This window comes from Isoptericola chiayiensis (assembly GCF_013149805.1).
Taxonomy (GTDB): domain Bacteria; phylum Actinomycetota; class Actinomycetes; order Actinomycetales; family Cellulomonadaceae; genus Isoptericola; species Isoptericola chiayiensis.
Genome location: NZ_JABEZT010000005.1, coordinates 60,998 through 85,522, shown reverse-complemented (window position 1 = coordinate 85,522; position 24,525 = coordinate 60,998). Strand labels below are relative to the sequence as shown.

At 72.4% G+C, this 24,525-nt stretch carries 21 protein-coding genes and 1 tRNA gene; 15 read left to right on the top strand and 7 right to left on the bottom strand.

What is annotated here, in order from left to right; genetic code table 11:
* Positions 1–95: 95 nt before the first annotated feature.
* Positions 96–168 (top strand) — tRNA-Thr (locus HDG68_RS10925).
* A 96-nt stretch (positions 169–264) separates the two neighbouring features.
* Positions 265–1,668: a glutamate decarboxylase gene (gene gad / locus HDG68_RS10920; protein WP_172152009.1), complete on the top strand. Its 1,404-nt coding sequence runs from the start codon at positions 265–267 to the stop codon at positions 1,666–1,668.
* 70 nt (positions 1,669–1,738) lie between these two features.
* Here the strand turns inward: gad and HDG68_RS10915 are convergent, their stop codons facing one another.
* On the bottom strand, positions 1,739–2,644 hold the full coding sequence (locus tag HDG68_RS10915; protein WP_172152007.1) for a CPBP family intramembrane glutamic endopeptidase: 906 nt from the start codon (positions 2,642–2,644) through the stop codon (positions 1,739–1,741).
* Positions 2,645–2,680: 36 nt separating this feature from the next.
* Between HDG68_RS10915 and def the strand changes: the two genes are divergently transcribed.
* Positions 2,681–3,367 (top strand): peptide deformylase, encoded by a 687-nt coding sequence (gene def / locus HDG68_RS10910; RefSeq protein WP_172152005.1) that lies wholly within the window; start codon positions 2,681–2,683, stop codon positions 3,365–3,367.
* Between the two features lie 35 nt (positions 3,368–3,402).
* Here the strand turns inward: def and HDG68_RS10905 are convergent, their stop codons facing one another.
* Both HDG68_RS10905 and HDG68_RS10900 read right to left on the bottom strand, forming a co-directional pair.
* Positions 3,403–4,200 carry a hypothetical protein gene (locus HDG68_RS10905; protein WP_172152003.1) on the bottom strand — a complete coding sequence of 266 codons (798 nt, stop codon included), beginning with the start codon at positions 4,198–4,200 and terminating at the stop codon, positions 3,403–3,405.
* 118 nt (positions 4,201–4,318) lie between these two features.
* Positions 4,319–4,897, bottom strand: coding sequence for an alpha/beta hydrolase family protein (locus tag HDG68_RS10900; protein WP_172152001.1), 579 nt, complete (start codon positions 4,895–4,897; stop codon positions 4,319–4,321).
* A 202-nt stretch (positions 4,898–5,099) separates the two neighbouring features.
* Between HDG68_RS10900 and HDG68_RS10895 the strand changes: the two genes are divergently transcribed.
* Positions 5,100–6,146: a glycoside hydrolase family 43 protein gene (locus HDG68_RS10895; RefSeq protein WP_172151999.1), complete on the top strand. Its 1,047-nt coding sequence runs from the start codon at positions 5,100–5,102 to the stop codon at positions 6,144–6,146.
* Positions 6,143–7,474, top strand: coding sequence for an oligosaccharide MFS transporter (locus HDG68_RS10890; RefSeq protein ID WP_343037538.1), 1,332 nt, complete (start codon positions 6,143–6,145; stop codon positions 7,472–7,474). Before HDG68_RS10895 ends, HDG68_RS10890 begins: the two co-directional genes overlap by 4 nt.
* On the opposite strand, the gene HDG68_RS10885 is transcribed toward HDG68_RS10890, so the two are convergent.
* Both HDG68_RS10885 and HDG68_RS10880 read right to left on the bottom strand, forming a co-directional pair.
* Complete coding sequence (locus HDG68_RS10885; RefSeq protein WP_172151997.1) at positions 7,464–8,348, bottom strand: universal stress protein; 885 nt, start codon at positions 8,346–8,348, stop codon at positions 7,464–7,466. The genes HDG68_RS10890 and HDG68_RS10885 overlap by 11 nt on opposite strands.
* Positions 8,349–8,393: 45 nt before the next feature.
* On the bottom strand, positions 8,394–9,107 hold the full coding sequence (locus HDG68_RS10880) for a hypothetical protein (RefSeq protein WP_172151995.1): 714 nt from the start codon (positions 9,105–9,107) through the stop codon (positions 8,394–8,396).
* 210 nt (positions 9,108–9,317) lie between these two features.
* On the opposite strand from HDG68_RS10880, the gene HDG68_RS10875 reads away from it, so the two are divergent.
* Positions 9,318–11,885, top strand: coding sequence for an ATP-dependent Clp protease ATP-binding subunit (locus tag HDG68_RS10875; RefSeq protein ID WP_172151993.1), 2,568 nt, complete (start codon positions 9,318–9,320; stop codon positions 11,883–11,885).
* A 104-nt stretch (positions 11,886–11,989) separates the two neighbouring features.
* On the opposite strand, the gene HDG68_RS10870 is transcribed toward HDG68_RS10875, so the two are convergent.
* Positions 11,990–12,658: an HAD hydrolase-like protein gene (locus HDG68_RS10870; protein WP_172151991.1), complete on the bottom strand. Its 669-nt coding sequence runs from the start codon at positions 12,656–12,658 to the stop codon at positions 11,990–11,992.
* A gap of 187 nt (positions 12,659–12,845) precedes the next feature.
* On the opposite strand from HDG68_RS10870, the gene HDG68_RS10865 reads away from it, so the two are divergent.
* The 9 genes from HDG68_RS10865 (at position 12,846) to HDG68_RS10825 (ending at position 23,471) form a co-directional block, all read left to right on the top strand.
* Positions 12,846–14,456 (top strand): peptide ABC transporter substrate-binding protein, encoded by a 1,611-nt coding sequence (locus tag HDG68_RS10865; protein WP_172151989.1) that lies wholly within the window; start codon positions 12,846–12,848, stop codon positions 14,454–14,456.
* Positions 14,457–14,520: 64 nt separating this feature from the next.
* Positions 14,521–15,945 carry a M14 family zinc carboxypeptidase gene (locus tag HDG68_RS10860; protein WP_343037537.1) on the top strand — a complete coding sequence of 475 codons (1,425 nt, stop codon included), beginning with the start codon at positions 14,521–14,523 and terminating at the stop codon, positions 15,943–15,945.
* Positions 15,942–16,868 carry an ABC transporter permease gene (locus tag HDG68_RS10855; protein WP_172151987.1) on the top strand — a complete coding sequence of 309 codons (927 nt, stop codon included), beginning with the start codon at positions 15,942–15,944 and terminating at the stop codon, positions 16,866–16,868. Before HDG68_RS10860 ends, HDG68_RS10855 begins: the two co-directional genes overlap by 4 nt.
* Positions 16,861–17,748 carry an ABC transporter permease gene (locus HDG68_RS10850; RefSeq protein WP_172151985.1) on the top strand — a complete coding sequence of 296 codons (888 nt, stop codon included), beginning with the start codon at positions 16,861–16,863 and terminating at the stop codon, positions 17,746–17,748. Before HDG68_RS10855 ends, HDG68_RS10850 begins: the two co-directional genes overlap by 8 nt.
* Entirely contained in the window at positions 17,745–19,160 is a 1,416-nt protein-coding gene (locus tag HDG68_RS10845; protein WP_172151983.1) for a serine hydrolase domain-containing protein, read from the top strand. The genes HDG68_RS10850 and HDG68_RS10845 overlap by 4 nt, the downstream gene beginning before the upstream one ends.
* Positions 19,157–19,717 (top strand): GbsR/MarR family transcriptional regulator, encoded by a 561-nt coding sequence (locus tag HDG68_RS10840; RefSeq protein ID WP_172151981.1) that lies wholly within the window; start codon positions 19,157–19,159, stop codon positions 19,715–19,717. Before HDG68_RS10845 ends, HDG68_RS10840 begins: the two co-directional genes overlap by 4 nt.
* Positions 19,714–21,339, top strand: coding sequence for a dipeptide ABC transporter ATP-binding protein (locus HDG68_RS10835; protein ID WP_172151979.1), 1,626 nt, complete (start codon positions 19,714–19,716; stop codon positions 21,337–21,339). Before HDG68_RS10840 ends, HDG68_RS10835 begins: the two co-directional genes overlap by 4 nt.
* Positions 21,340–21,354: 15 nt before the next feature.
* Positions 21,355–21,993: an FMN-binding negative transcriptional regulator gene (locus HDG68_RS10830; protein WP_172151977.1), complete on the top strand. Its 639-nt coding sequence runs from the start codon at positions 21,355–21,357 to the stop codon at positions 21,991–21,993.
* Positions 21,990–23,471 carry an amidohydrolase family protein gene (locus HDG68_RS10825; protein WP_172151975.1) on the top strand — a complete coding sequence of 494 codons (1,482 nt, stop codon included), beginning with the start codon at positions 21,990–21,992 and terminating at the stop codon, positions 23,469–23,471. The genes HDG68_RS10830 and HDG68_RS10825 overlap by 4 nt, the downstream gene beginning before the upstream one ends.
* Before the next feature lie 24 nt (positions 23,472–23,495).
* Here HDG68_RS10825 and HDG68_RS10820 read toward each other — a convergent pair whose 3' ends face one another.
* Positions 23,496–24,497 carry an NAD-dependent epimerase/dehydratase family protein gene (locus HDG68_RS10820; protein ID WP_425483761.1) on the bottom strand — a complete coding sequence of 334 codons (1,002 nt, stop codon included), beginning with the start codon at positions 24,495–24,497 and terminating at the stop codon, positions 23,496–23,498.
* Positions 24,498–24,525 lie beyond the last annotated feature (28 nt).

The window sequence follows — 24,525 nt, the reverse complement described above, 5'->3', positions numbered from 1 at the left end:
GAGCGCGGGATCCTTTTGGAGGTCCGGCACGAGGTCGGGTACTGTAGGCGCGCCCGTTGAACGTGGTCGACGTCGGTCGGTACGTGCAGGGGCTCGCCGCCTTAGCTCAGTCGGTAGAGCGGTTCACTCGTAATGAACAGGTCGTCGGTTCGATTCCGACAGGCGGCTCAGCGTGCGACAGGCCCGGAACCTCTCTGGTTCCGGGCCTTCGTCGTTCCCGTGCGCACGGTGCGAGCAACGGCGCCTCGACGCATCGTGGGTGCCATGGCACTGCACTCGTCGGACACCCCGACCTTCCTGGACTTCGAGCGGCTCGCGATCGCCCCGCTCTACGCGCGCCCGCGGGCGACGCACGGCATGCCCTCCGAGACCGTCCCGGACGACGGGATGGACCCGTCGGTCGCCTACAGCATGATCCACGACGAGCTGATGCTCGACGGGAACTCGCGCCAGAACCTGGCCACGTTCGTGACGACGTACATGGACCACGAGGCGAGGCTGCTGTTCGCGGAGACGTCCGACAAGAACATGATCGACAAGGACGAGTACCCGCAGACGGCCGAGATCGAGGGCCGGTGCGTGCGGATGATCTCGGACCTGTGGAACGCTCCCGACGGCGAGAACGCGACGGGCACGTCGACGACGGGTTCGAGCGAGGCGGTGATGCTCGGCGGTCTGGCGCTGAAGTGGCGGTGGCGCGAGCGGCGCCGGGCGGCGGGGGAGCCGACGGACCGCCCGAACCTGGTCATGGGGATCAACGTGCAGGTCGTGTGGGAGAAGTTCTGCCGGTACTGGGACGTGGAGCCGCGGTACGCGCCGATCGAGGAGGGTCGGCTCCAGCTGAACGCGGAGGAGGCGCTGAAGCTGGTGGACGAGAACACCATCGGCGTGGTCGCCATCCTGGGGTCCACGTTCGACGGGTCGTACGAGCCGGTGGAGGCCATCGCGTCGGCGTTGGACGAGCTCGCCGCCTCGGGAGGTCCGGACGTCCCGGTCCACGTCGACGCGGCGTCGGGAGGGTTCGTCGCTCCGTTCATCGACCCGGACCTGCGGTGGGACTTCCGGGTGCCGCGGGTGCGGTCGATCAACGCCTCGGGGCACAAGTACGGGCTGGTGTACCCGGGGGTGGGATGGATCGTCTGGCGCACCCCGGAGGACCTGCCCGAGGATCTCGTGTTCCACGTGAACTACCTCGGCGGGGACATGCCGACGTTCGCGCTCAACTTCTCCCGCCCGGGTGCGCAGGTGATCGCCCAGTACTACAACCTCGTCCGGCTGGGTCGGGAGGGCTACCGGGAGATCCAGCAGGCCTGCCGGGACACGGCGACGTACCTGTCGGGCTCGATCGCGCAGATGGGGCCCTACGAGCTGCTGTCCGACGGGTCAGAGCTGCCGGTGTTCTTCTTCCGGCTGAAGCCCGAGGTGTCGAACTACACGGTCTACGACGTCTCGGCGAAGATGCGGGAGCGCGGGTGGCAGGTCCCGGCGTACACGCTGCCGGAGAACCTCACCGACGTGTCGGGACTGCGGGTCGTGGTCCGCAACGGGCTGTCGCGCGACATGGCCGAGCTGTTCCTCGCGGACCTGGCCCGGTCCACGGAGTTCCTCGAGAGCCTGGAGACCCGCCTGCCGCACGACCCGAGCCACACGGAGTCGTTCCGGCACTGAGTCGCGGCTCTGGCCGCTGGTCGGAGAGGCCGCGGCGACGAGGCTGGGGCCGCCCGGCGCGATGCGGGCGTCAGGGCGTTGCCGTCGGCTCCGGCTGCCGCGCGCGGAACTGTCCTGTCGCGGCGAGCACCGCGACCAGCGCCAGCGGCACGATCCATCCGCTCCAGCCCAGGATCGTGGCGTGCGTGGTGTCCACGGTGGTGCCGGCGGCGACGAACAGCAGGTGCATCCCGGCGGCCGCGTTGAGCGCGCCGTGCGCGAGGGCCGGTGCCCAGACGTTGCCGCTGCGGATCCGCAGCCACGAGAAGACGGCCCCGACGACGGTGCAGAACCCGACCATCATCACCAGCGCGAGCAGCGGCGACGCGTCGGGGTAGTTGTAGCCGAGCAGCACCAGGGGTGCGTGCCACAGCCCCCAGATCAGTCCGGAGACGACGACGGCGGCCGCGGTGCCGTAGCGGTCGACGAGCGTGGGCAGCAGCCAGCCTCGCCAGCCGATCTCCTCGCCGAGGGCGGGCACGGTGTTGATCACGGCACCGAGGACGATGCTCGCGAGCTGGGCGATCACGAGCACCTGCACGGGGATGTCGAGCGGCGCCCCGCCGACGGCCGCGAGCTGGGCGTCGAGCGTCTCGCGGAACCCGGAGAACTCGACCAGGTCCGCCTCGTAGAGGCCGAGCACCGAGGCGACGGGCAGCGCCACCGCGACCAGGGCGACGGGCACGACGAGCGCGATGCCCAGCCAGCCGAGGAAGCGGCCCCACGGGCGCACGGGCGTCAGGCCGAGGGCCCGGGCGAGCGGACGTCGCTCGACGAACCGCACCACCACGAGCGCGGCCAGCGCCGGGGTGAACATCATGGCGACGGCCAGGACGGGCAGCAGGGGCTCGTCGATGCCGTCGCCGAGCCAGAGCGGCAGGGCCACCAGCCAGGAGACGCCGAACGAGATCCCCAGGTATGTCCACAGCGCGCGCATGGGTGGCAATGTACCGGCCCCGGTAGGCTGCCGGGCATGCCTTGGACGTTCGGCCGACGGCGGCCCACCACCTATCTGCTGGGGGACGCCGTCGACCCGTACCCGGCGCAGGCGCCGGAGTCGGTGCGGGGCCGCGCGCTGCGCATCACGGAGATCGGCGAGCCGGTGCTGCACACCCCGGCGCGGACGGTGGAGCGGTTCTCCACACCGGAGCTCGCGCGGCTGGTGGACGACCTGTTCGCCACGATGGACGTGGCCCAGGGGGTCGGCCTGGCGGCCCCTCAGGTGGGGGTGGACCTGCGGGTGTTCGTCTACGACGTCACCGACGACCGTGGGGACCGGCACGTCGGCCACGTGGTCAACCCCGAGCTGACGGTCGACACGTCGGCCGAGCTCGTGACCGAGGACGAGGGCTGCCTGTCGGTACCGGGCGCGTACGAACCGCTGGCGCGGCGGGAGGCGGCGACGGTGCGGGGCGTCGACCTGCACGGCGGCCCGGTGGAGCTGCACGGCACCGGGTTCCTGGCCCGCGCTTTCATCCACGAGTGCCAGCACCTGGACGGCACGCTCTACTGGGACCACCTCTCGAGCGAGCTGCAGCAGGACGCGCTGCGGCAGCGGGATGCCGAGCGTGCCGACGTGCTGGCGACGCGCCGGGAGATCGCGATCGAGCTGGGCAAGCGTCCGGCCGACTACCCGGCGGCGCCGGCCGGCGGACGCTAGCCGGGGTCGGCGGGCGTCGGGGACGACGACGGACCTCAGCCGCCGTGTCGTCCGCGCCAGGCCACGACGCCCCCCACGGCGACGCCGACGGCCGCGAGCCCGAACCCGATGACGGCCCACATCTGCCCGCGCAGGGCGGTGTCCTCGGCGTTGCCGGTGCTCTCCGCGGCGGCGCCGGCCGCGACGGCGGGGGCTGCGGACGACGGGCTCGGCGACGGTTCCGGCGTCGGGGTGACCGGTGCCGCGGAGCTCGCGGTGGGGGAGCCGGACGGCGTGGGCGTCGCCGAGGAGGGGCTCGGGGACGGTGAGGGCGATGGCGGGGCCTCAGGGCTCGGCGAGGTCGGCTCGGGTGCGGGCTGCGACGGCGCCGTGGTCTCCGGTGCGGGCTCGGGCTCGGGTTCCGGCTCGGAGGTGGCGGTGGGTTCGGCCGGAGCCGACGTGGAGGGTGCGGGTGCCGACGACGTCGGTGCGGGCGCCGGCGTGCAGCGGCTGCCGCCGGACTCCTCGTCCCAGTCCCCGACGCCCGGCACGCGGACGTAGACCACGCAGTAGCCGTCCGGCATGGTCGACCATGCCGCGCTGAACCGCACGTTCCCGGACCGGCCGCGGGGCAGGGGCTCCTGGAGCCACTCGTAGTCCCAGCCCTCGAGGCTGCGGATCGAGTAGCCGACCGTGTCCCAGTCGCCGCGGTCGCGGTCCCGGTCGTGGTAGGAGACGCCGTCGACGGTGACGGTCAGGTCGTCGTCGTCCGCGGCGGCCGGCACCGCGGCCAGGGCGAGCCCCGTGCCCAGGGCACCGGCGAGCACGGCTCGGACGGCACGGGGTGCGGGCACGGGTGGGGCCTTCCGTCGTCGGGCGGCGCGCTCGGCAGGTCGGTGCACATGGTAGGCGAACCGGGCACGACGGCGGTGCGTGGTCCAGGAGTTCACCCGCGGTCGGGGCGGGGCCGGTTCAGAGGCCGTCGATCCAGGTGGCGACGGCGTCGGAGATCGCGTCGAGGTCCTTGACGTCGTGGGTCCCGGGCAGGGTGATGCGCGTGACCGGTCCGGGGATCGCCGCGGTGTGCGCGGCGAGCTCGTCGGGGCTGCCGAACGGGTCGCGGTCGCCGCTGACGAACAGCACGGGGACGTCCAGGGCCCCGAAGTGGTCGACGCGCAGCCTCTCGGGCTTGCCGGGCGGGTGCAGCGGGTAGCTGAGCAGGACGAGCCCGGCGGCGGGCAGTCCGTCGGCCACCGCCATCGAGCACATGCGTCCGCCGTAGGACCGGCCGCCGAGCAGGAGGCGGTCGGTCGTGACGCCGACGCGTCCGGCGAACGTCTCGGCCTCGGCGCGCACGTGGGGGACGGCGACGTTCGGGCGGTCGGGGGCGCGCTTGCCGGCGATGCGGTAGGGGAAGTCGACGCGGGTGACGGGCAGCGGCGGGTCGTGCCGGGCCAGGCGGTCCTCGACGGAGCGCAGCGTCGGGTGGTCGCGGTCGGCGCCGGCCCCGGGGGTCAGGAGGAGGCCTGCGGGCGCGGAGGTGATGGCCATGGTGCCAGTGTGGAGGGGTGTCGACGTCGCGCGCGAGAGCGGCGGCGCTGCCGGTGAGTTTCGTCACCGCGTGCATCGCTGCTGGTCAGTGATCTTTGTCTGTGGAAAGGATTGTTTTCAACGATGTATTACATCGTTTACCCTGTGGTGACGGGAGCGACCGACGGAGGGCCGCACCCGGCAGCCACCCCGAGGAGCACCGATGACGGACCACGCTCAGGTCGCGCCCAACCCGATCGTTCTGCAACGCGCCGACCCCCACGTCCTGCGCCACGACGGCCAGTACTACTTCACCGGCTCGTATCCCGCCTACGACCGCATCGTCCTGCGCCGCGCCGAGCGCCTCGAGGACCTCCAGGCCGCCGAGGAGGTCACGGTCTGGACCCGGCACGCCAGCGGTCCGCAGTCGCACCTGATCTGGGCCCCCGAGATCCACCGGGTCGACGACGCCTGGTACATCTACTACGCGGCCGCCCCGAACGACCACGGCACCGTCGACGCCCCGAGCGAGAACGAGACGTTCAACCACCGTGTGTTCGTCCTGGAGTGCACGGCCGCCGACCCGCTGACGGGCGAGTGGGTCGAGCGCGGTCAGGTCGACACCGGCTGGGAGTCCTTCGCGCTCGACGCCACGACGTTCGTCCACGGCGGCCACCAGTACCTGGTCTGGGCGCAGGAGGACCTCGAGGTCTACGGGCACTCCAACCTCTACATCGCGCGGATGGCGAACCCCTGGACGCTCGCCACTCCGGCCGTGGAGCTCACCCGACCGGAGTTCGACTGGGAGACCAAGGGCTTCTGGGTCAATGAGGGCCCGTCCGTCCTGATCCGCGGCGGCCGCGTCTTCCTCACCTACTCCGGCGCCGCCACCGGCATCGACTACGCCATGGGCGTGCTCACCGCCGACGCCGACACCGACCTGCTCGACCCGGCCTCCTGGACCAAGTCCGTCGAGCCGGTGTTCGTCTCCGACCCGTCCGTCGGCCAGTACGGCCCCGGCCACAACTCGTTCACCGAGACGCCCGACGGCGAGACCGTGCTGGTCTACCACGCCCGCACGTACACCGAGATCGTCGGCGACCCGCTGTGGGACCCGAACCGCCAGGCACGCGCCCAGCGCCTGCCGTTCGACGCCGACGGCAACCCCGTGTGGGGCACCCCGGTGCCCGACACCCGACCCACCCCCACGACGACCGAGGTCCTGCCGCCCTCCGGTCTCGCGCACGACCTCGAGGAGGCGGCACTGTGAGCACCACGACCCGGTCGGCGCCCGCCAAGCACGGCGCCCTGCAGTCCCTGAAGAAGCCGACGTTCTGGAACGTCGGCGGCCTGTTCTTCTTCTACTTCGCCATCTGGCAGCTCACGATGACGTTCCTCAGCCCCTGGCTCGAGGAGCACGCGGGGATGTCCAGCGGGAACATCGGCCTCATCTTCTCGGTGATCGCCGGCGTGTCGTTCTGCCTGCAGCCCTTCTACGGCTACATCCAGGACCGGCTCGGGTTCCGCAAGCACCTGTTCGCCTGGGTGGTGCTCTGCGCGGCCATGATCGGGCCGTTCTTCACCTTCGTGTTCCTGCCGGTGGTGGAGTCGAACCAGGTCCTCGCCGCGGTCCTCGCGGGCGTCTATCTCTCGCTGGTGCTCAACGGCGGCGTGGGCGTCGTCGAGGCCTTCAACGAGCGCAACGCGCGGGCCAACGGCTTCGAGTACGGGCACGTGCGCCTCTTCGGCTCGCTGGCGGGTGCCACGGCGTCGTTCGTGGGCGGCATCGTCTGGGCCGCCAACCCCGACAACATCTGGTGGGCCGGTACCTTCTCCGCCGTCGTCCTGGGCGTGCTGCTGTTCGTCATGCGGACCCCGAAGCCCGGTGAGCCCGGCTACGCCGCCATCGGCGGCGAGCAGGCGGGGCCGGCCGAGCCTCAGGTGGACAAGCAGGCGATCCGTGGACTGCTCCGGAACCGCTCGTTCCTCGGGTTCATGCTCCTGATGTTCGGTACGGCCGCGCTGTACGACGTGTTCGACCAGCAGTTCGCGATCTACTTCGCCCAGCACGCCACCGAGGTCGCCGACCCGCAGGTGCTGTTCTCGCAGGTTGTCACCGTGCAGATCCTGCTCGAGGCGGCCGTGATGGTGGCCATGCCGTTCCTCATCAACAAGATCGGCGCCAAGTGGGGTCTCATCGCGTTCGCCGGCGTGCTGGTGATTCGTGTGCTCGGCTCGGCATTCATCGTCGACACCGAGATGCTCATCCTGTGGCGGCTGCTCGCGGCCATCGAGATGCCGCTGATGCTCGTGTCGGTGATGAAGTACATCACCCGCATGTTCGACGTACGGATCTCGGCGACCGCCTACATGGTCGGCTTCAACATGGCCAAGTCCGCCGGCGTCTTCATCTTCTCGTGGGTGTTCGGCCTGTCGTACGACGCCATCGGCTTCAGCGCCTCGTACGTGATCATGGGCGTCGTGGTCGCCGCGGTCACCCTTGCCGCTGCCGTGCTCATGGGCAATGACCGTGGGCGTCGCGACCCGGGCAAGACCGAGGTCGAGGAGGCCGAGGAGACCGGCGCCGTCACGCCCTGACGACCGTGACCGGGCAGCCGGCGTGGTCCAGGACCTGCCGGCTGGTCGACCCCAGCACCAGTCGATCGAAACCGCCCAGGCCGCGGGTGCCGACCACCAACCGGTCGGCACCCACGGCCCGCGTGATGAGGACGCGGGCCGCCTGGCCGTGCACCACGTGGGCGAACACGCGGTCGGGACCCAACCCGGTGCCGGCCTCCTCGACGGCGGCGTCCAGGCGCTCGCGCGCGAAGCTCTCGTAGTCGTCGATGGGCGGCGCCCAGCCCCACGAGCCGGGTAGCGGGGCGAGCGTGGTGATCTGCCAGGCGAACACCGGCTCCAGCACGGCGCCCGTGCCCGCCGCGACCTGGGCGGCGTGGCGAAGCGCCGCCACCGAGTGCGGCGAGGTGTCGACGCCGACCACGATGCGCGGACGGTCCGCCGGCAGCCCGTCCGGGGTGCCGACGTCGTCCGACGGCGCTTCCCCCGTCCCGTCGTGGGCCCGCCGCACCACCGTGACGGGGACTCCCGCGTTCTCCACGACCGTGGTCGAGACCGAACCGAGGACGCGCCGCCCGAGCCGGGCCCGCCGTCGTCGGCCGAGGACCAGCATCTCCGCGCCCACGGACACCCGCAGCAGCGCCTCCGCCGCGGGACCGGGCACCACCACCTGGTCCAGGTCGAGCGGGCCGAGCCGCTGCTCGGCGTCGGTGACGAGCTCGGCCAGGGCTGCACGCCGCTCGCCCAGCACGGGGGCCAGTGCCGCGCCGTCCCGTTCGGGGGCGACCTGCACCACCGTCAGCGGCAGGGACCTCGCCCGCGCCTCGGCGACCGCCCAGTCCAGGGCCTCGGAGGCCTCCGCGCTGTCGTTGACCCCGACCACGATGCCGCTCATGACGGCAGGATAGGAGCGTGGGGACGCACCGGCAGCGCGAGCGGCTCAGCGGCGACCCTGCTGGTGCAGCAGCGACCTGATCGGCCGGGTGATCACCTCGACGCGCTCCACCAGGTCCGCCGGACCGGTGACCACGAGGGCCCGTCCGCCGGCGACGACGTGCACGGCGCACACGTCGCGGATCCGCACCCGCAGCGCGTCGCGCTCGGTGCCGTCCACGGCCAGGCGCGACTCCTCGAGGTCCACGGCGTCCACCTCGGTCACGATGGCGCGCATCGCGCTGCGGTAGTCGGCGTAGTCGTCGGCGAAGTCCCCGCGCGGCGGCGCCGGGTCGACGTCGGGCTCCACCGGCGAGGCGATGTCCGCGTGCAGCGGCGCGGCCAGGGCGCCGCTCGCCGCGGCCCGCACCACGTCCTCGACCGTGTCGTCCGTGACGGGGTGACGGAACGTCTCGACCTCGAACGCCTCGCCGGCGAACGTGCGGTACGAGCGCACGAACCGGTCCGACGTCGGGTCGGCGTCGTCCGTGCAGCCCGTCAGGGCCTCGTCCTCCAGGTCCAGGCCCCAGGTGAGCGGGTCGTGCACCTCGCCGACCACCCCCGAGAACTGCGCCAGACGCGGGTCCAGGTCGGCGGGCCGACCGGGGTCCGGGTCGGGGGCCGGCAGCCCGTGCCGCTCGGCCGGTCTAGGCAGGTGGTCCGCCGGTTCCGGCTCGCGTCCGGGCTCGCCCCGACCGGCGTTGCGTCCGACGTCGTCCATGGAGTCCTCCGGCGATCGAGCGGCGACCTCTTGGCACGACAATGCCCCCGACCGGGCGGGTGCGGCAACGGGGCGCGCCGTCACGCCCCTGGCGAACACGGGCATTCCGAGGCCGTTCGACGAGTTGGGAGCGAATAGAGTCGTAGCGGTCAGGCTGTAGCCGTCAATTCCGACGGGGTGCAGGAAACGCCGCTCGTGAGGGAGCAGCACATGTTCGAGAGATTTACGGACCGAGCCCGTCGGGTGGTCGTCCTCGCTCAGGAAGAGGCGAGGATGCTCAACCACAACTACATCGGCACGGAGCACATCCTCCTCGGCCTCATCCACGAGGGCGAGGGCGTGGCCGCGAAGGCGCTGGAGTCGTTGGGCATCTCGCTCGACGGCGTGCGCGCGCAGGTCACCGAGATCATCGGCGAGGGCCAGCAGGCGCCCAGCGGGCACATCCCGTTCACGCCCCGCGCCAAGAAGGTCCTGGAGCTGTCGCTGCGCGAGGCGCTGCAGCTCGGCCACAACTACATCGGCACCGAGCACATCCTCCTCGGCCTCATCCGCGAGGGTGAGGGCGTGGCGGCCCAGGTGCTGACCAAGATGGGCGCCGACCTGAACAAGGTCCGCCAGCAGGTCATCCAGCTGCTGTCCGGCTACCAGGGCAAGGAGCCCGTCTCCGCCGGCGGCCCCCAGGAGGGCCAGCCCTCCGGGTCGGCCGTGCTCGACCAGTTCGGGCGCAACCTGACGCAGGCGGCCCGCGAGGGCAAGCTCGACCCGGTCATCGGCCGCAAGCAGGAGGTCGAGCGGGTCATGCAGGTGCTGAGCCGCCGCACCAAGAACAACCCCGTGCTGATCGGCGAGCCCGGCGTCGGCAAGACCGCCGTCGTCGAGGGGCTCGCGCAGGACATCGTCCTCGGCGACGTCCCCGAGACGCTCAAGGACAAGCAGCTCTACACGCTCGACCTCGGCGCCCTGGTCGCCGGGTCGCGCTACCGCGGTGACTTCGAGGAGCGCCTCAAGAAGGTGCTCAAGGAGATCCGCACCCGCGGCGACATCGTCCTGTTCATCGACGAGATCCACACGCTCGTCGGGGCCGGTGCCGCCGAGGGCGCGATCGACGCCGCCAGCATCCTCAAGCCGATGCTGGCCCGCGGCGAGCTGCAGACCATCGGTGCCACCACGCTCGACGAGTACCGCAAGCACGTCGAGAAGGACCCGGCCCTGGAGCGCCGCTTCCAGCCGATCCAGGTCAACGAGCCCTCGATGGAGCACGCCATCGAGATCCTCAAGGGTCTGCGCGACCGCTACGAGGCCCACCACCGGGTGTCCATCACGGACTCCGCGCTGGTCTCGGCCGCGCAGCTCGCCGACCGGTACATCAACGACCGGTACCTGCCGGACAAGGCGATCGACCTCATCGACGAGGCGGGCGCGCGCCTGCGCATCCGCCGCATGACGGCCCCGCCGGAGCTCAAGGAGCTCGACGAGCAGATCGCCGAGGCGCGCCGCGAGAAGGAGTCGGCGATCGACGAGCAGGACTTCGAGAAGGCCGCCGGCCTGCGCGACACGGAGAAGCAGCTCACGCAGACCCGTGCCGACAAGGAGAAGGCCTGGAAGTCCGGCGACCTCGACACGGTCGCGGAGGTCGACGACGAGCTGATCGCCGAGGTCCTCGCGATGTCGACCGGCATCCCGGTCGTCAAGCTCACCGAGGAGGAGTCCAGCAAGCTCCTGCACATGGAGGACGAGCTGCACAAGCGCGTCGTCGGCCAGGAGGCCGCGATCAAGGCGCTGTCGCAGGCGATCCGCCGTACCCGTGCCGGGCTGAAGGACCCCAAGCGTCCCGGTGGCTCGTTCATCTTCGCCGGCCCCACCGGCGTCGGGAAGACGGAGCTGGCCAAGGCGCTCGCCGAGTTCCTGTTCGGGGACGAGGAAGCCCTCATCCAGCTCGACATGTCCGAGTTCTCGGAGAAGCACACCGTCTCGCGGCTGTTCGGCTCGCCCCCCGGCTACGTCGGGTACGACGAGGGCGGCCAGCTCACCGAGAAGGTCCGGCGCAAGCCGTTCTCCGTGGTCCTGTTCGACGAGGTGGAGAAGGCGCACGCCGACATCTTCAACTCGCTGCTGCAGGTGCTCGAGGACGGTCGCCTCACCGACTCCCAGGGTCGCGTGGTCGACTTCAAGAACACCGTGATCATCATGACCACGAACCTCGGTACGCGGGACATCGCCAAGGGCGTCCAGACCGGCTTCAACGCCGGCGGCGACCTGGTGACCGACTACCAGCGGATGAAGGCCAAGGTCAACGAGGAGCTCAAGCAGCACTTCCGGCCCGAGTTCCTCAACCGCGTCGACGACACCGTCGTGTTCCCGCAGCTCTCGCAGGACGAGATCATCGAGATCGTCGACCTGGAGATCGCCAAGCTGGACAAGCGTCTGCGCGACAAGGACATGGGCATCGAGCTCACGCCGACCGCCAAGTCGCTGCTCGCCGAGAAGGGTTACGACCCGGTGCTCGGCGCCCGGCCGCTCAAGCGGGCCATCCAGCGGGAGATCGAGGACCAGCTGTCCGAGAAGATCCTGTTCGGCGAGCTGTCGCAGGGCGAGATGGTGCTGGTCGACGGCCAGGGCGAGGGCATCCTCGGGGAGTTCACCTTCCGCGGGGTGCCGAAGTCCGAGCACGAGCGTGGCCCCGTCTCCGTGGGCGCCAACGCGGCGCTCGACGCCCCGACCGGCGTGTCGGTCAAGGACCTGCCGCCAACCGGGCAGATGCAGGCCGGCGCGGAGTGATCCGCGTGTGACGCGCTGAACGGGCTGCCGCGGCGGCCCGGGTCTCGAAGGCCCCGGAACCCTCCTCACAAGGGTTCCGGGGCCTTCGTCGTGCCCGGACCCGATCAGATTCGCGCGAGGACCGCCGCCCCGAGCGCGGCGACGTCGTCGACCGTCCCGACGGCACCTGCGGCCTCGAGCTCGCCCGGCCGCGCATACCCCCAGGCGACGCCCAGGCAGTCGATGCCGTGCGCTGCGGCGCCGTGCACGTCGTGCTCCCGGTCGCCGACCATCACCACGGGCCCGTCGTCCGCGGCGACCGGGGAGCGGCGACCGAGCGCGTCGAGGGCCGCGGCGATGACGTCGGCCTTGGTGGACCGTGCCTCGTCCGGCGGGGCGCCGTGCACGGCGTCGACCAGCCCGGTCAGGCCGAAGCGGTCGCAGATGGGCTTGGCGAACATCTCGGGCTTGGACGTCGCCACGACGAGCGCGCACCCGGCGTCGCGCAGCTCGGTCAGCACCTCCGGGACGCCGTCGAACACGGCGTTGTCGTACATGCCGCCGGCCGTGAACGCGGCCCGGTACGCGGTCACCGCCTCCATCACCCGCTCGGGCGGGACCCCGTGGGCGGGGAAGGAGTCCGTGATCGGCGGCCCGACGAACGACCGCAGGGTCCCGGCGTCGGGCACCGGGAGTCCCAGCGCGCGGAAGGCGTGGGCGGCCGACGCCGTGATGCCTGGCGCGGAGTCCATGAGGGTGCCGTCGAGGTCGAGCAGGACGAGGGGTGCGGTCACCGTGACAGCGTACGTGGCAGGGAGGTTTCGGCGTCCGACGGGCGCGACATGACGTGTTTCGAGTGCGTTTAAGTTTCATGACGTTGTGAAACTTCTGAGGGCAAACCCTTGTGGTGGGCACTTCCACCCCGTTGACTCCTCGGCACGGAGACGCGGCAGCCCGTCCGTCCACCACCGAGGAGGCTCGATGAGAACCCGGCGTACCAGACTCGCGACCATCACGATCGCCACCGCCCTCACCCTGTCCGCCTGCGGGTCCACGGACTCCGGCGAGACCGGCTCCGCCGAGACCGCGGCGCCCGAGGACGGCGGCGGGTCGTTCTCCATGGCCGTCACGGACCCCGACCTGCTGATCCCCGGCCGGCAGAGCGTGGCGTTCGACTTCGCGATGACCGTCTGGGCACCCCTGACCTTCCTCGAGCTGGACGGTGAGCTCACCTACGTGCAGGCCGAGTCGGTCGAGAGCGAGGACCAGCAGACCTGGACCGTCACGCTGCGGGACGGGTGGACGTTCCACGACGGCTCACCGGTCACGGCGCAGGACTACGTCGACACGTGGAACACCGTCGCCTACGGTCCCCACGCCTTCGAGAACTCCGGCCAGCTGGCCGCGATCCAGGGATACGACGACCTCAACCCCGCCGACGGAGAGCCCACCACCGAGGAGATGTCGGGGCTCACGGTCGTCGACGACCTGACCTTCGAGGTCGAGCTGGAGGGTCCGGACAGCCAGTTCCCGCTCCAGCTCAGCCAGGCGCAGACGGCGCTCTACCCGATGCCGTCGGAGTCGCTGGAGGATCTGGACGCCTACAACACCCACCCGATCGGCAACGGCCCGTTCGAGCTGGTCGACGACTACGTCGAGGACGAGCCGTTCGTCGTCACGGCCTACGGCGACTACGCCGGCGAGGCGCCGACGACGGACCAGATCACGTTCGTGCCGTACACGGACAACGTGACGGCCTACACCGACGCGCTCGCGGGCAACGTCGACGTCGCCTCGCTGCCCACCAGCCGCATGACCCAGGCCGCCGACGACTTCGGCGACCAGGTGTACGCGTTCGAGGCGCCGGGGATCTCGTTCCTCGGCCTGCCCCTGTGGGACGAGCGCTACGACGACGTGCGGGTGCGGCAGGCCATCTCGATGGCGATCGACCGCGAGACCATCAACGACGTCATCTACGGCGGCCAGTACGAGCCGGCGACGGCGTTCACCCCGGCGATCGAGCCGGGGACGCCCGAGGGCATCTGCGGCCAGTACTGCGAGTACCGCCCGGACGAGGCGGCGGCCCTGCTCGAGGAGGCCGGCGGCTTCGAGGGCACGATGGAGATCACCTACCCCGGCGGCGGCGGGCTCGACGAGTTCTACAACGCCATCGCCAACAACCTGCGCCAGAACCTCGGCGTGGACGCCGTCGCGACCCCCACCGCCGACTGGGCCGAGTTCCTCGAGGCGCGCACCGACGAGGGCATCGACGGCCCGTTCTTCTCCCGCTGGGGTGCGCTCTACCCGAGTCAGCAGGCCACGATGCGCGAGCTGTTCCTCGCCACGGGCGGCTGCACCAACTGCGTGCCCTCCTACCCGGAGGACGTCGCCGAGGCCATCGCCGCGGCCGACGCCGCGCCGGACGACGGCGGGGAGTCCTACGCCGCGGTCCAGGAGCTCATCGTCGAGGACTTCCCGTCCCCGCCCCTGTTCTTCGAGACCTACGGCTACGTCACCAGCGACAAGGTCGACGAGCTGGTCACCTCGCCGATCGGCAACCCGAGGCTGACGCACATCGTCCTCGCCGACTGACGACCCGCACCCACGGGGCCCGCGTCCGCACCGGGCGCGGGCCCCGCCGACAGGAAGAGCGCACGTGGCACCGATCGACACCACGAAGGACCGTCCCGCCGTCCCGGCCGCGGGGCCCGGCCGGGACCTGCACGACGTCCTGGACCACGTCCGAGGCTTCGCACCGCTGGACGGCTTCCCGGGCGTCGACGAGATCGTCGACCGCGCGGACCGGATCGCCGCCGCGTACCCGGGCGTCGTCGCACGACGCCGGATCGGCACGAGCCGGCTCGGCGAGCCGCTCCACGAGTATGTCGTCGGTGACGGGCCCGACGTGCTCGTCATCGGCGGCGTGCACCCCAACGAGCCCATCGGCTTCCACACCGCGCTGCAGCTCCTCGACGACCTGGCGGCGGGCGTCGGGCCCGCGGCCGCCGCCGGTGCCCGGTGGCACGTGGTGCCCTGCATCGACCCGGACGGCGCCCGGCTCAACGAGTCCTGGTTCGCCGACCCCGGCGACCGGGTCGACTACGCGCGCGGCTTCTACCGTCCCGCACCTGACGAGCAGGTGGAGTGGTCGTTCCCCCTCGACCACGGCACCGCCTACTTCGACCGGTCGATCCCCGAGGCCGTCGCCGTGGCCCGGCTGGTGGACCGGCTGCGACCGGCCATGGTCGTCGGGCTGCACAACGGCGAGCTCGGCGGCGTCTACTACTACCTGGACCGCGACGTCGACGGTGTCGTGCCCGCGTTGCAGGAGCTGCCCGCGCGGCTCGGCCTCCCCCTGGACCGCGGTGAGCCCGAGACCCCCGAGTCCGTCCCGCACGCACCCGGGGTGTTCCGGACGCTGAGCAGCGCCGGCACCCACGACTGGCTCGTCGAGCAGGGGATCGACCCGTCCGGCCACGTCAGCGGTGGAGGGCTCGCCGACTACGTGGCCCCGTACGGCAGCGTGACCTTCGTCGCCGAGCTGCCGTACTGGTCGCACGCCGACTCCGACGACGTCAGCGACGCCGGCGTGCCGTACGCCGACGTCCTGCGACGCAAGGCCGACGGCCTCACCGAGCTCGGCGCCGTGCTGACCGAGGCGCTGGACCGGGCCCGCCCGCACCTGCGGATCGACTCACCGCTGCGGAGGGCCAGCGAGGTCTTCGTGCCTCACATGGCCCTCGCCGGGCGGGCGGAGCGGGAACGCGCCGCCACGGTCGGGCCGGGGCGCTCCGCCACCGTCGCGGAGGTGTTCTCCAACGGCGACCTCGTGCGCTGCTTCCGGCTCCGCTACGGGTCGATGCTCCACCGGGCGCTCACCGCGGAGGTCGTGGCGGGGATCGCGGCCCCGCAGGTGCGCGCCGCGCGCGACGAGCTCGGCCGCCACCTCGAGGCCTGGTACGCCGAGGCGCGCTCGGTCACGGGCCTGACGACCTGGCCCGTCGAGCGGCTGGTGGCCGTGCAGTACGCGAGCACGGTTCTCGTGGCCGCGGCCACCGTGCGCGAGCGGGGCCGGGCATGACCCGGTTCCTGTCGCGACGGCTCGTCGAGCTGGTCGTCGTCTTCCTGGGCGTCACCTTCATCGTGTACGCGATGGTGTTCACCCTGCCCGGCGACCCGATCGCCGCGCTCGGCGGCGACCGGCCGCTGCCCGAGAACGTCGTGGCGCAGCTGCGGGCCGAGTACCACCTGGACCTGCCGCTGTGGCAGCAGTACCTGCACTACCTCGGCGGCGTGCTCACCGGCGACCTCGGCACCACGTTCACCGGCCGGCCCGTGTCCGAGGCGATGGCGTCCCGCTGGCCGGTGACGATCACCCTGGCGCTCAGCGCGTGGGCGCTCGAGATGATCGTCGGCGTCCTGCTCGGGCTGGCCGCGGGCCTGCGGCGCGGGAGCATCCTCGACCGCGGCGTCCTCCTGGGCACGGTGCTGGCGACCTCGATCCCGGTGTTCGTGCTCGGGGTCTCCGCCCAGCTCGTGTTCGGCCTCGAGCTCGGGTGGTTCCCGATCGCGGGTACCTCCGAGGGATGGCCGGCCTCCTACGTGCTGCCCGCGGCGATCGTCGCCCTGTACGGGCTGTCGAGCGTGTCGCGGCTCATGCGGGGCAGCGTCGCCGACACGATGCGCAGCGACTTCGTGCGGACGCTCGTCGCCAAGGGCATGCCCCGGCACGACATCGTCGGCGTGCACGTCATGCGCAACTCGGCCGCGCCCGTGCTGACGTTCCTCGCGATCGAGCTCGGCTACCTCCTCGGCGGCACCGTGGTGATCGAGGGCATCTTCAACCTGCCCGGGATCGGCCAGCTGCTCTTCGAGTCCATCCGTACCCACGAGGGCCCCACCGTCGTCGGCGTCACCACCGCGCTGATCGTCGTCTTCCTCGTCACCAGCGTGCTGGTCGACGTGCTGTCCTCCCTGATCGACCCGAGGATCCGTCATGAGTGAGCACATCGTCGCCACCGAAGCCCCCGCCGTCGCCGCCCGAGGCGTCTGGGCGACCGTCCGCCGTCGTCCGCTGTTCTGGACCTCGCTGGCCGCGCTCGGGGTGCTGCTCGTCGTCGCCGCGTTCCCCGGCCCGATCGCCGCGTTGCTCGGCCAGCCGGACCCCCGGGCCTGCGACCTGTCCCTGTCCGGGCAGCCACCCGGGGACGGCCACCCGTTCGGCACCGACATCCAGGGCTGCGACGTCCTGGCCAACGTGCTCTTCGGCACACGGACGTCCCTGTTCATCGGGCTGACGACGACGGCGCTCTGCCTCCTCGTCGCCCTGGTGCTCGGCACCGTGGCCGGCTACTTCGGCGGCCCGGCGGACCGGGTGATCGCCCGCCTGACCGACGTGTTCCTCGGCTTCCCGTTCCTGCTCGGCGCCATCGTGGTGCTGAACAGCGCCCCCGAGCGCACCCCGCTGCTGGTCGCCGTCGTCCTCGCCTTCTTCTCCTGGCCCACGCTCGCACGGCTCGTGCGCGGGTCCGTCCGGTCGGTGCGGGAGGCGGAGTTCGTCCAGGCCGCGCACGCGCTGGGCTTCTCCCACGGCCGCATCGTGCTGGGGCACGTGCTGCCGAACTCGCTCGGCCCGGTCCTGGCGATCGCCACCACCATGGTCGGCGGCGTGATCGTCGCCGAGTCGACCCTGACCTTCCTGGGGGTCGGGCTGGTCCAGCCGACCATCTCCTGGGGTCTGCAGCTGTCCACGGCGCAGACGTACTTCCAGACCGCCCCCCACACGCTGATCTTCCCCAGCCTGTTCCTCACCGTCACGGTCGTCAGCCTCATCATGCTCGGCGACATCCTGCGTGACGCCCTCGACCCGAAGGGACGTTCATGAGTGCCGCACCCGACGCCGTCCTGCGCAGCATCGCGCCCTACCTCGCCGAGTGGGCGACCTTCCACGCCGACTACCGCGGAGCGCCGGGCCTCCAGCTCGCGGTGGCGTACCGCGGCGAGGTCCTGCTCGACGTCGCGTGGGGGCGGGCGAGCACGGAGACCGACGAACCGCTGACCACCGAGCACCTGTTCCGCGTCGCCTCGCACTCCAAGACGTTCACCGCGGTGATGGTCATGCGGCTCGTGGAGGCGGACCTGCTGCGCCTCGACGACCGGCTCGGCGAGCTCGTCGCCGACCTCGCCGGCACGGAGACCGCCGAGCTCACCGTCCGCGAGCTGCTCGGCCACCAGGGTGGCGTGATCCGCGACTCGTCCGACGGCGACTTCTGGCAGCGGCACCGGCCGTTCCTCGACCGTGACGAGCTGATCGAGGTGGTGGGCCGCGAGGGGATCGTCTACGCGCCGAACCACACGTTCAAATACTCGAACGTGGCCTACGGGCTCCTCGGACTCGTCGTCGAGCGCGTGACCGGCCTGTCGTACGCCAAGGTCGCGGACGAGATGATCGTCGGCCCGCTCGGCCTGCGCCGCAGCGGCCCCGAGTACGCCGCCGACCGCGCCGCCGAGTACGCCGCCGGGCACACCGGACGTACGGCGCACGACGACGGACGGCGGGTCGTCCCGCACGTCGACACCCGGGCGCTCGCGGCGGCCACCGGCTGGTACTCCACGGCGCGGGAGATGGTGGTCTTCGGCTCGGCGCACGTGCTCGGCGACGAGACCCTGCTGGCCGACTCCAGCAAGCGGCTGATGCAGCGCGCGGAGTCCGTCGTCGAGGTGCGGGGCCGGGAGATCGGCCGCTACGGGCTCGGGCTGGACCGCCGTCGGATCGGCGAGCGTGAGCTGGTCGGGCACTCCGGCGGCTACCCGGGCCACATCACGCGGACTTGGATCGACCCCGTCGACGGGCTGGTGGTCAGCGCCCTGACCAACGCCATCGACGGGCCCGCCGACCCGATCGCCACCGGCGTCGTCCAGATCGTCGACCTGGCGCTGCGGGCCATGGCCGAGGACGCGGACCCGGTGCCGCCGGACGCACCGGTCGGCCGGTACGCCAACCTGTGGGGGGTGAACGACGTCGTCGACCTCGGCGGGATCCTGCACGTGATCGAACCGCGCCTGCCCGAGCCGGCCACGGCCCACCAGCGCCTGGTGGCCGGGCAGGACGGGCTCCGGCTCGAGCCGGTGCCCGGGTTCGGCGCCACCGGCGAGGCCGTGTCCGTCGAGCGGGACGACGACGGCGCGGTCACGGCCGTGCGGCTCGGCGCCATGACGGCGTGGCCCGTGGAGACCTACCGTGCGGCGATGGCTTCCGAGGATCCCGGCGCGCGGCTCGGGAGAATGTCGCTATGACGACCGACGACGTGCGTTCCCCCGACCAGCCCGACGACGGCGCGGTGCCGCCTGCGCCGGAGGCCCTCGACGCCGAGCGGCTCGAGTTCATCGAGAACTTCGCCTCCGCCTGGGAGGCGCAGAACGGCGCCCGGATGGACGGGCGGGTCCTGGGCCTGCTGCTGATCTCCGACGAGCCGTTCATGTCGTCGACCCGGATCGCCCGGCTGCTGCACGCCAGCGCGGGCGCCATCTCGATGTCGACGCGCGCCCTGGTGACGGTCGGCTTCATCGTCCGTCACACCGTGCCGGGGGAGCGGCGCCACTACTTCCGGGTGGAGGACGACGTCTGGGGTGCGTTCCTGGCCGGCGAGCGCGAGTACCTGCGCCGCATGGCGGCCGTGATCCGCTCGGGGCTGCAGATGGAGGTGGGCCGCCGCGAGGGGCCGCACACCCGACTGACCAACGCGAACCGCTACATGACCTGGCTGGAGGGGTACCACCGCAAGATGCTGGAGGACTGGTACGCCTACCGCGACCAGGTCGAGGCGGGGACCGACACCGAGGAGCTGCCATGACCCCGCCCGTGCTCTCGATCGACGGGCTGACCGTCGACTTCCGCACGTCCGACGGCACCGTGGTGCCTGCGGTGCGCGACGTCTCGCTGGACGTGGGTGCAGGGGAGATCGTCGCCGTCGTCGGCGAGTCCGGGTCCGGCAAGTCCGTGACCGCGATGAGCGTGCTCGGTCTGCTGCCGCCGAACGCCCGCACGGCGGGCAGCATCCGGCTCGCGGGCACCGAGCTGGTCGGCGCCGACGCGGCGCGGCTGGCCTCGGTGCGGGGACGCCGGGTGGCCATGGTCTTCCAGGACCCCTTCGGGTCGCTGGACCCCGTCTTCACGGTCGGTTTCCAGATCCGCGAGGTGCTGCGCCGGCACCGGCCCGAGATGTCGGCCGCGCAGCGGCGGTCCCGGGCCGTGGACCTGCTGCGCCTGGTCGACGTCCCCGAACCGGAGTCCCGCGTGCGTGCCTACCCGCACCAGCTGTCCGGCGGCCAGGCCCAGCGGGTGGTGATCGCCATGGCGCTGGCCTGCGACCCCGAGGTCCTCATCGCCGACGAGCCCACCACCGCGCTCGACGTCACCGTGCAGCGCGAGATCCTCGACGTGCTGCTGCGCCTGCGCGACACGGCCGGCGTCGCGGTCCTGCTCATCACGCACGACATGGGCGTCGTCGCCGACGTCGCCGACCGCGTCGTGGTCATGCGGCACGGTGCCGTCGTCGAGACCCAGGACGTCGGCCCCCTGTTCGCCACGCCGCGAGCCACCTACACGCGTGAGCTCCTCGCCGCGGTCCCGCGGCTGGAGGCCGCCCACCGCCCCGACCCGGAGGCCGCGGAGGCCGTGCTGACCGTGGAGGGGCTGGTCGTGGAGTACCAGCGCCGACGGCGGACCACCCGCGCCGTGGACGGGGTCGACCTGCACATCGCCTCCGGCAGCGTGCTCGCGCTGGTCGGGGAGTCGGGGTCCGGCAAGTCGACGATCGGCAAGGCCGTCACAGGACTGGCCCCGGTGCACTCCGGGTCCGTCGTCGTCGACGGCGTGGACGCGGTCGACTCGCCCCGCCGGACGCTGCGTGCGTTGCGCCGGCGCATCGGCGTGGTGTTCCAGAACCCGCTCGGCGCGCTCGACCCCCGGCACACGATCGGCGAGGCCGTCGGCGAGCCGCTGCGCGTGCACCGACGGATGCGCGGCACGGCGCTGGACCGTCGGGTCGGCGAGCTGCTCGATGCCGTCGAGCTGCCGGGCCCCTGGGCGGGACGGTTCCCGCACGAGCTCTCGGGAGGTCAGCGCCAGCGCGTCGCGATCGCCCGGGCCATCGCCCTGGACCCCGTGCTGCTCGTCGCCGACGAACCCACCAGCGCGCTCGACGTGTCGGTCCAGGCGACCGTGCTCGACCTGTTCCGCCACATCCAGCGCGAGCTGCGCTTCGCCTGCCTGTTCATCAGCCACGACCTCGCCGTGGTCGACGAGCTCGCCGACCGGGTCGCCGTCCTGCACCGGGGGCGACTGGTCGAGACCGGACCCCGGGTCGACGTGCTGACCCGACCGGCCGAGGACTACACGCGGCGTCTGCTGGAGGCCGCCCCGGTGCCCGACCCCGCCCGCTCCCGCCGCGCCGCCGCGCGGCTGGCGGGCTGACCGCGAAGGAAGAGCATGCGACACACCCCGCACTACGTCCTGGACGACGTCGAGGAGGTCCGCCGCCTGGTCCGCGACAACCCGTGGGCGACCTTCGTGTCGGCGACCTCGCAGGGCCTGGTGGCCTCGCACTACCCGATCCTGCTGGACGAGCAGGCCGACGAGCTCACCGTCCTCAGCCACGTGGGCCGGCCCGACGACGAGCTGCTCGAGCTCGGCTCGCACGAGATGCTGATCGTCGTCCAGGGGCCCCACGGATACGTCTCGCCGAGCTGGTACGGCGACGCGTCGCTGATCCCGACGTGGAACCACGTCACCGCCCACCTGTACGGCGTGCCGGAGATCCTCGACGCCGAGGAGAACTACGCCACGCTGTCGCGGCTGGTCGACACGTTCGAGCAGCACGTGGCCCACCCGCGCAGCCTCTCGACCGACCCCGCCTTCGCCCGCGGGGCGGCCCGCGGCACCGTCGGGCTGCGGATGCGGGTGACCCGGTTCGACGCCCGGCTCAAGCTCAGCCAGAACAAGGCCCCCGAGGTCCGCGGACGCATCCAGGACGCCCTGCACGACGACGGCCCCTACGCGAACCCGGCGCTCGCGGCGGAGATGGCGCGGGTGCCGGCCCTGCCGCGCGACGCCGAGGGGGCCGAGTGAGCCTCGCGGGGCGGCCGGCCGCCGAGCGGCTCGTCCTGGCCGGGGTCCGGGTGCACGGGCGCGGCGACGCGGTGCGCGACGTCGTCCTCGCCGACGGCCGGATCGAGCGGTTCACCGCTCCGGGTCGGGTGCGCGACGCCGAGCGGGTCGACTGCGACGGCGCCACCCTGCTGCCCGGGCTGTGGGACCACCACGTCCACATGGAGCAGTGGGCCCTGGCACGGCGCAGGCTCGACCTGTCCGGGACGGGCAGCGCCGCCGAGGCTGCCGCCGTCGTGCGTGCCGCGCTGGCCGACCCGCCCGCCGGGCTGGGCGCCGGGGAGCTGCTGGTGGGCTACGGGTTCCGGGACGGGCTCTGGCCGGACGTCCCGCGGGCCGCGCTGATCGACGCCGCCCGGCCGGTGGTGCTGATCAGCGGTGACCTGCACTGCGCGTGGATGAACCGCGTCGCGATGTCGGTCCTGGGGGTCGAGGGGTGCCCCACGGGGGTGCTGCGCGAGGACGAGGCGTTCGCCGTCAACCGGGTCGTGTCGCGGGTGGACACCGCGACCATGGACCGCTGGGTCCTCGACGCGGCGCGGGCGGCCGCCGCGCGCGGCGTGGTCGGGGTCGTCGACCTCGAGATGGACGGTGCCGTGCCCGCCTGGGAACGTCGGTCGACGGCTGGGAGCCCGCCGGTGCGGGTCCGCGCGGGCGTCTACCCGGACCGGCTCGACGTCGAGACGGCGCGCGGGCTGCGGACGGGCCTCCCGCTCGACGCGGCCGGCCGCGTCGAGGTCGGGCCGCTGAAGATCGTGGCCGACGGGTCGTTGAACACGCGCACGGCCTGGTGCCACGACCCCTACCCGGGCACCGACGGTTTCGGCCGGCCCTCGCTGGCCCCGGAGGAGCTCGAGAAGCTGCTGGTGCGGGGCAGCGAGGCGGGGTTCGTCCCGGCGATCCACGCCATCGGCGACCGTGCCCTGACGGTGGCGCTCGACGCCGTCGAGGCCGTCGGCTGCCGCGGCTCGATCGAGCACGCCCAGCTCGTCACCGCGGCCGACGTGACGCGGATGGCCCGGCTGGGGATGGTCGCGAGCATCCAGCCCGAGCACGCGATGGACGACCGCGACGTCGCCGAACGGCACTGGGCGGGACGTGAGCACCGGGCCTTCGTCGTCGGGTCGCTGGCCCGCGCGGGGGTGCGGCTCGCGCTCGGGTCGGACGCCCCGGTGGCGCCGCTCGACCCGTGGGTGTCGATGGCGGCCGCCGTCGACCGTCACCGTGACGGGCGCGAGGCGTGGCAGGCCCAGGAGGCGATCTCGGTCGAGGCGGCGCTGGCCGCCTCGACGTCCACCGGCGGGGTGGTGGCGGTCGGGGACGCGGCCGACCTGGTGGTGGTGCCGCACGACCCGACCCGGCGGGCCGGCGCGGCGTTGCGCTCGACGCCGGTGCTGCTCACCCTGTGCGGCGGTGAGGTGACCGCGGACCTGCGGTGACCGTCGGGCTGTCCGCCCCGCGCGTCACACCGACCGCGCGTGCTCGACGAGCCGGTCGGACGCCTCGTCCCACGCGACGTCGCGGGACTGCTGGTCGGGGTGCGCGTCGTACCAGGCGATCTGCGCGTGGGCGGCGTCGTCGTAGGTGACGGTGGTGGCGAACTCGGGCACGAGCGCCTGCAGGCGTGCGCAGTCGAACACCATGGAGTGCGCCTTGTCGCCGAGCAGGCCGTCGCCGACGGCGGGCAGGACCCGGGCGACGGTGTCGGAGGCGACGTGCACGATCTCGGGGTCGGGCACGCCGGCCGCGGCTCCGAGCCAGGTGTAGATCTGGTCCCAGGTGGGCGCGTGGGTGCCCATGATCTGGAACGCGTCGCCGATGGCGAGCGGGTGGCCGAGGAGGCCGACGAACCCGACGGCGAAGTCGTCGGTGTGGGTCAGGGTCCACTGCGTGGTGCCGTCACCGTGCACGACGACGGGCTGGCCGGCGCGCATCCGCGCGACGTCGGTCCACTGCCCGATGGTGGGGATCAGGGTGTGGTCGTAGGTGTGGCTGGGTCGCACGATCGTGGCGGGGAAGGCGTTCTCGCGGTGGGCGCGCACCAGCAGGTCCTCGCCGGCGATCTTGTCGCGGGAGTACTGCCAGTAGGGGTTGCGCAGCGGCGTGGCCTCGGTGACGGGCACGCGTGCGGGCGGCGTCTGGTAGGCCGACGCCGAGGAGATGAACACGTACTGGCCCGTGCGGCCGGTGAAGCGGGCGACGTCGCGGGCGACGTGGTCGGGGGAGAAGGCGCGGAACTGGGCGACGACGTCGAAGTCGCGTCCGGCGAGCACGGCGTCCACGGCGGCGTCGTCGGTGACGTCGGCGGTGAGCCGTTCGACGTCGTCGGGCAGCTCGCGGTGGGTGGAGTGCCCGCGGTTGAGCACGGTGACGCGGTGGCCCTGGGCGACGGCGCGCCGCACGGAGGCGGAGCTGATGACGCCGGAGCCGCCGAGGAACAGGATGTCGAGCGGGGTGCGTGGCATACCCGTCATGCTGCCCGACGGCGGTGGG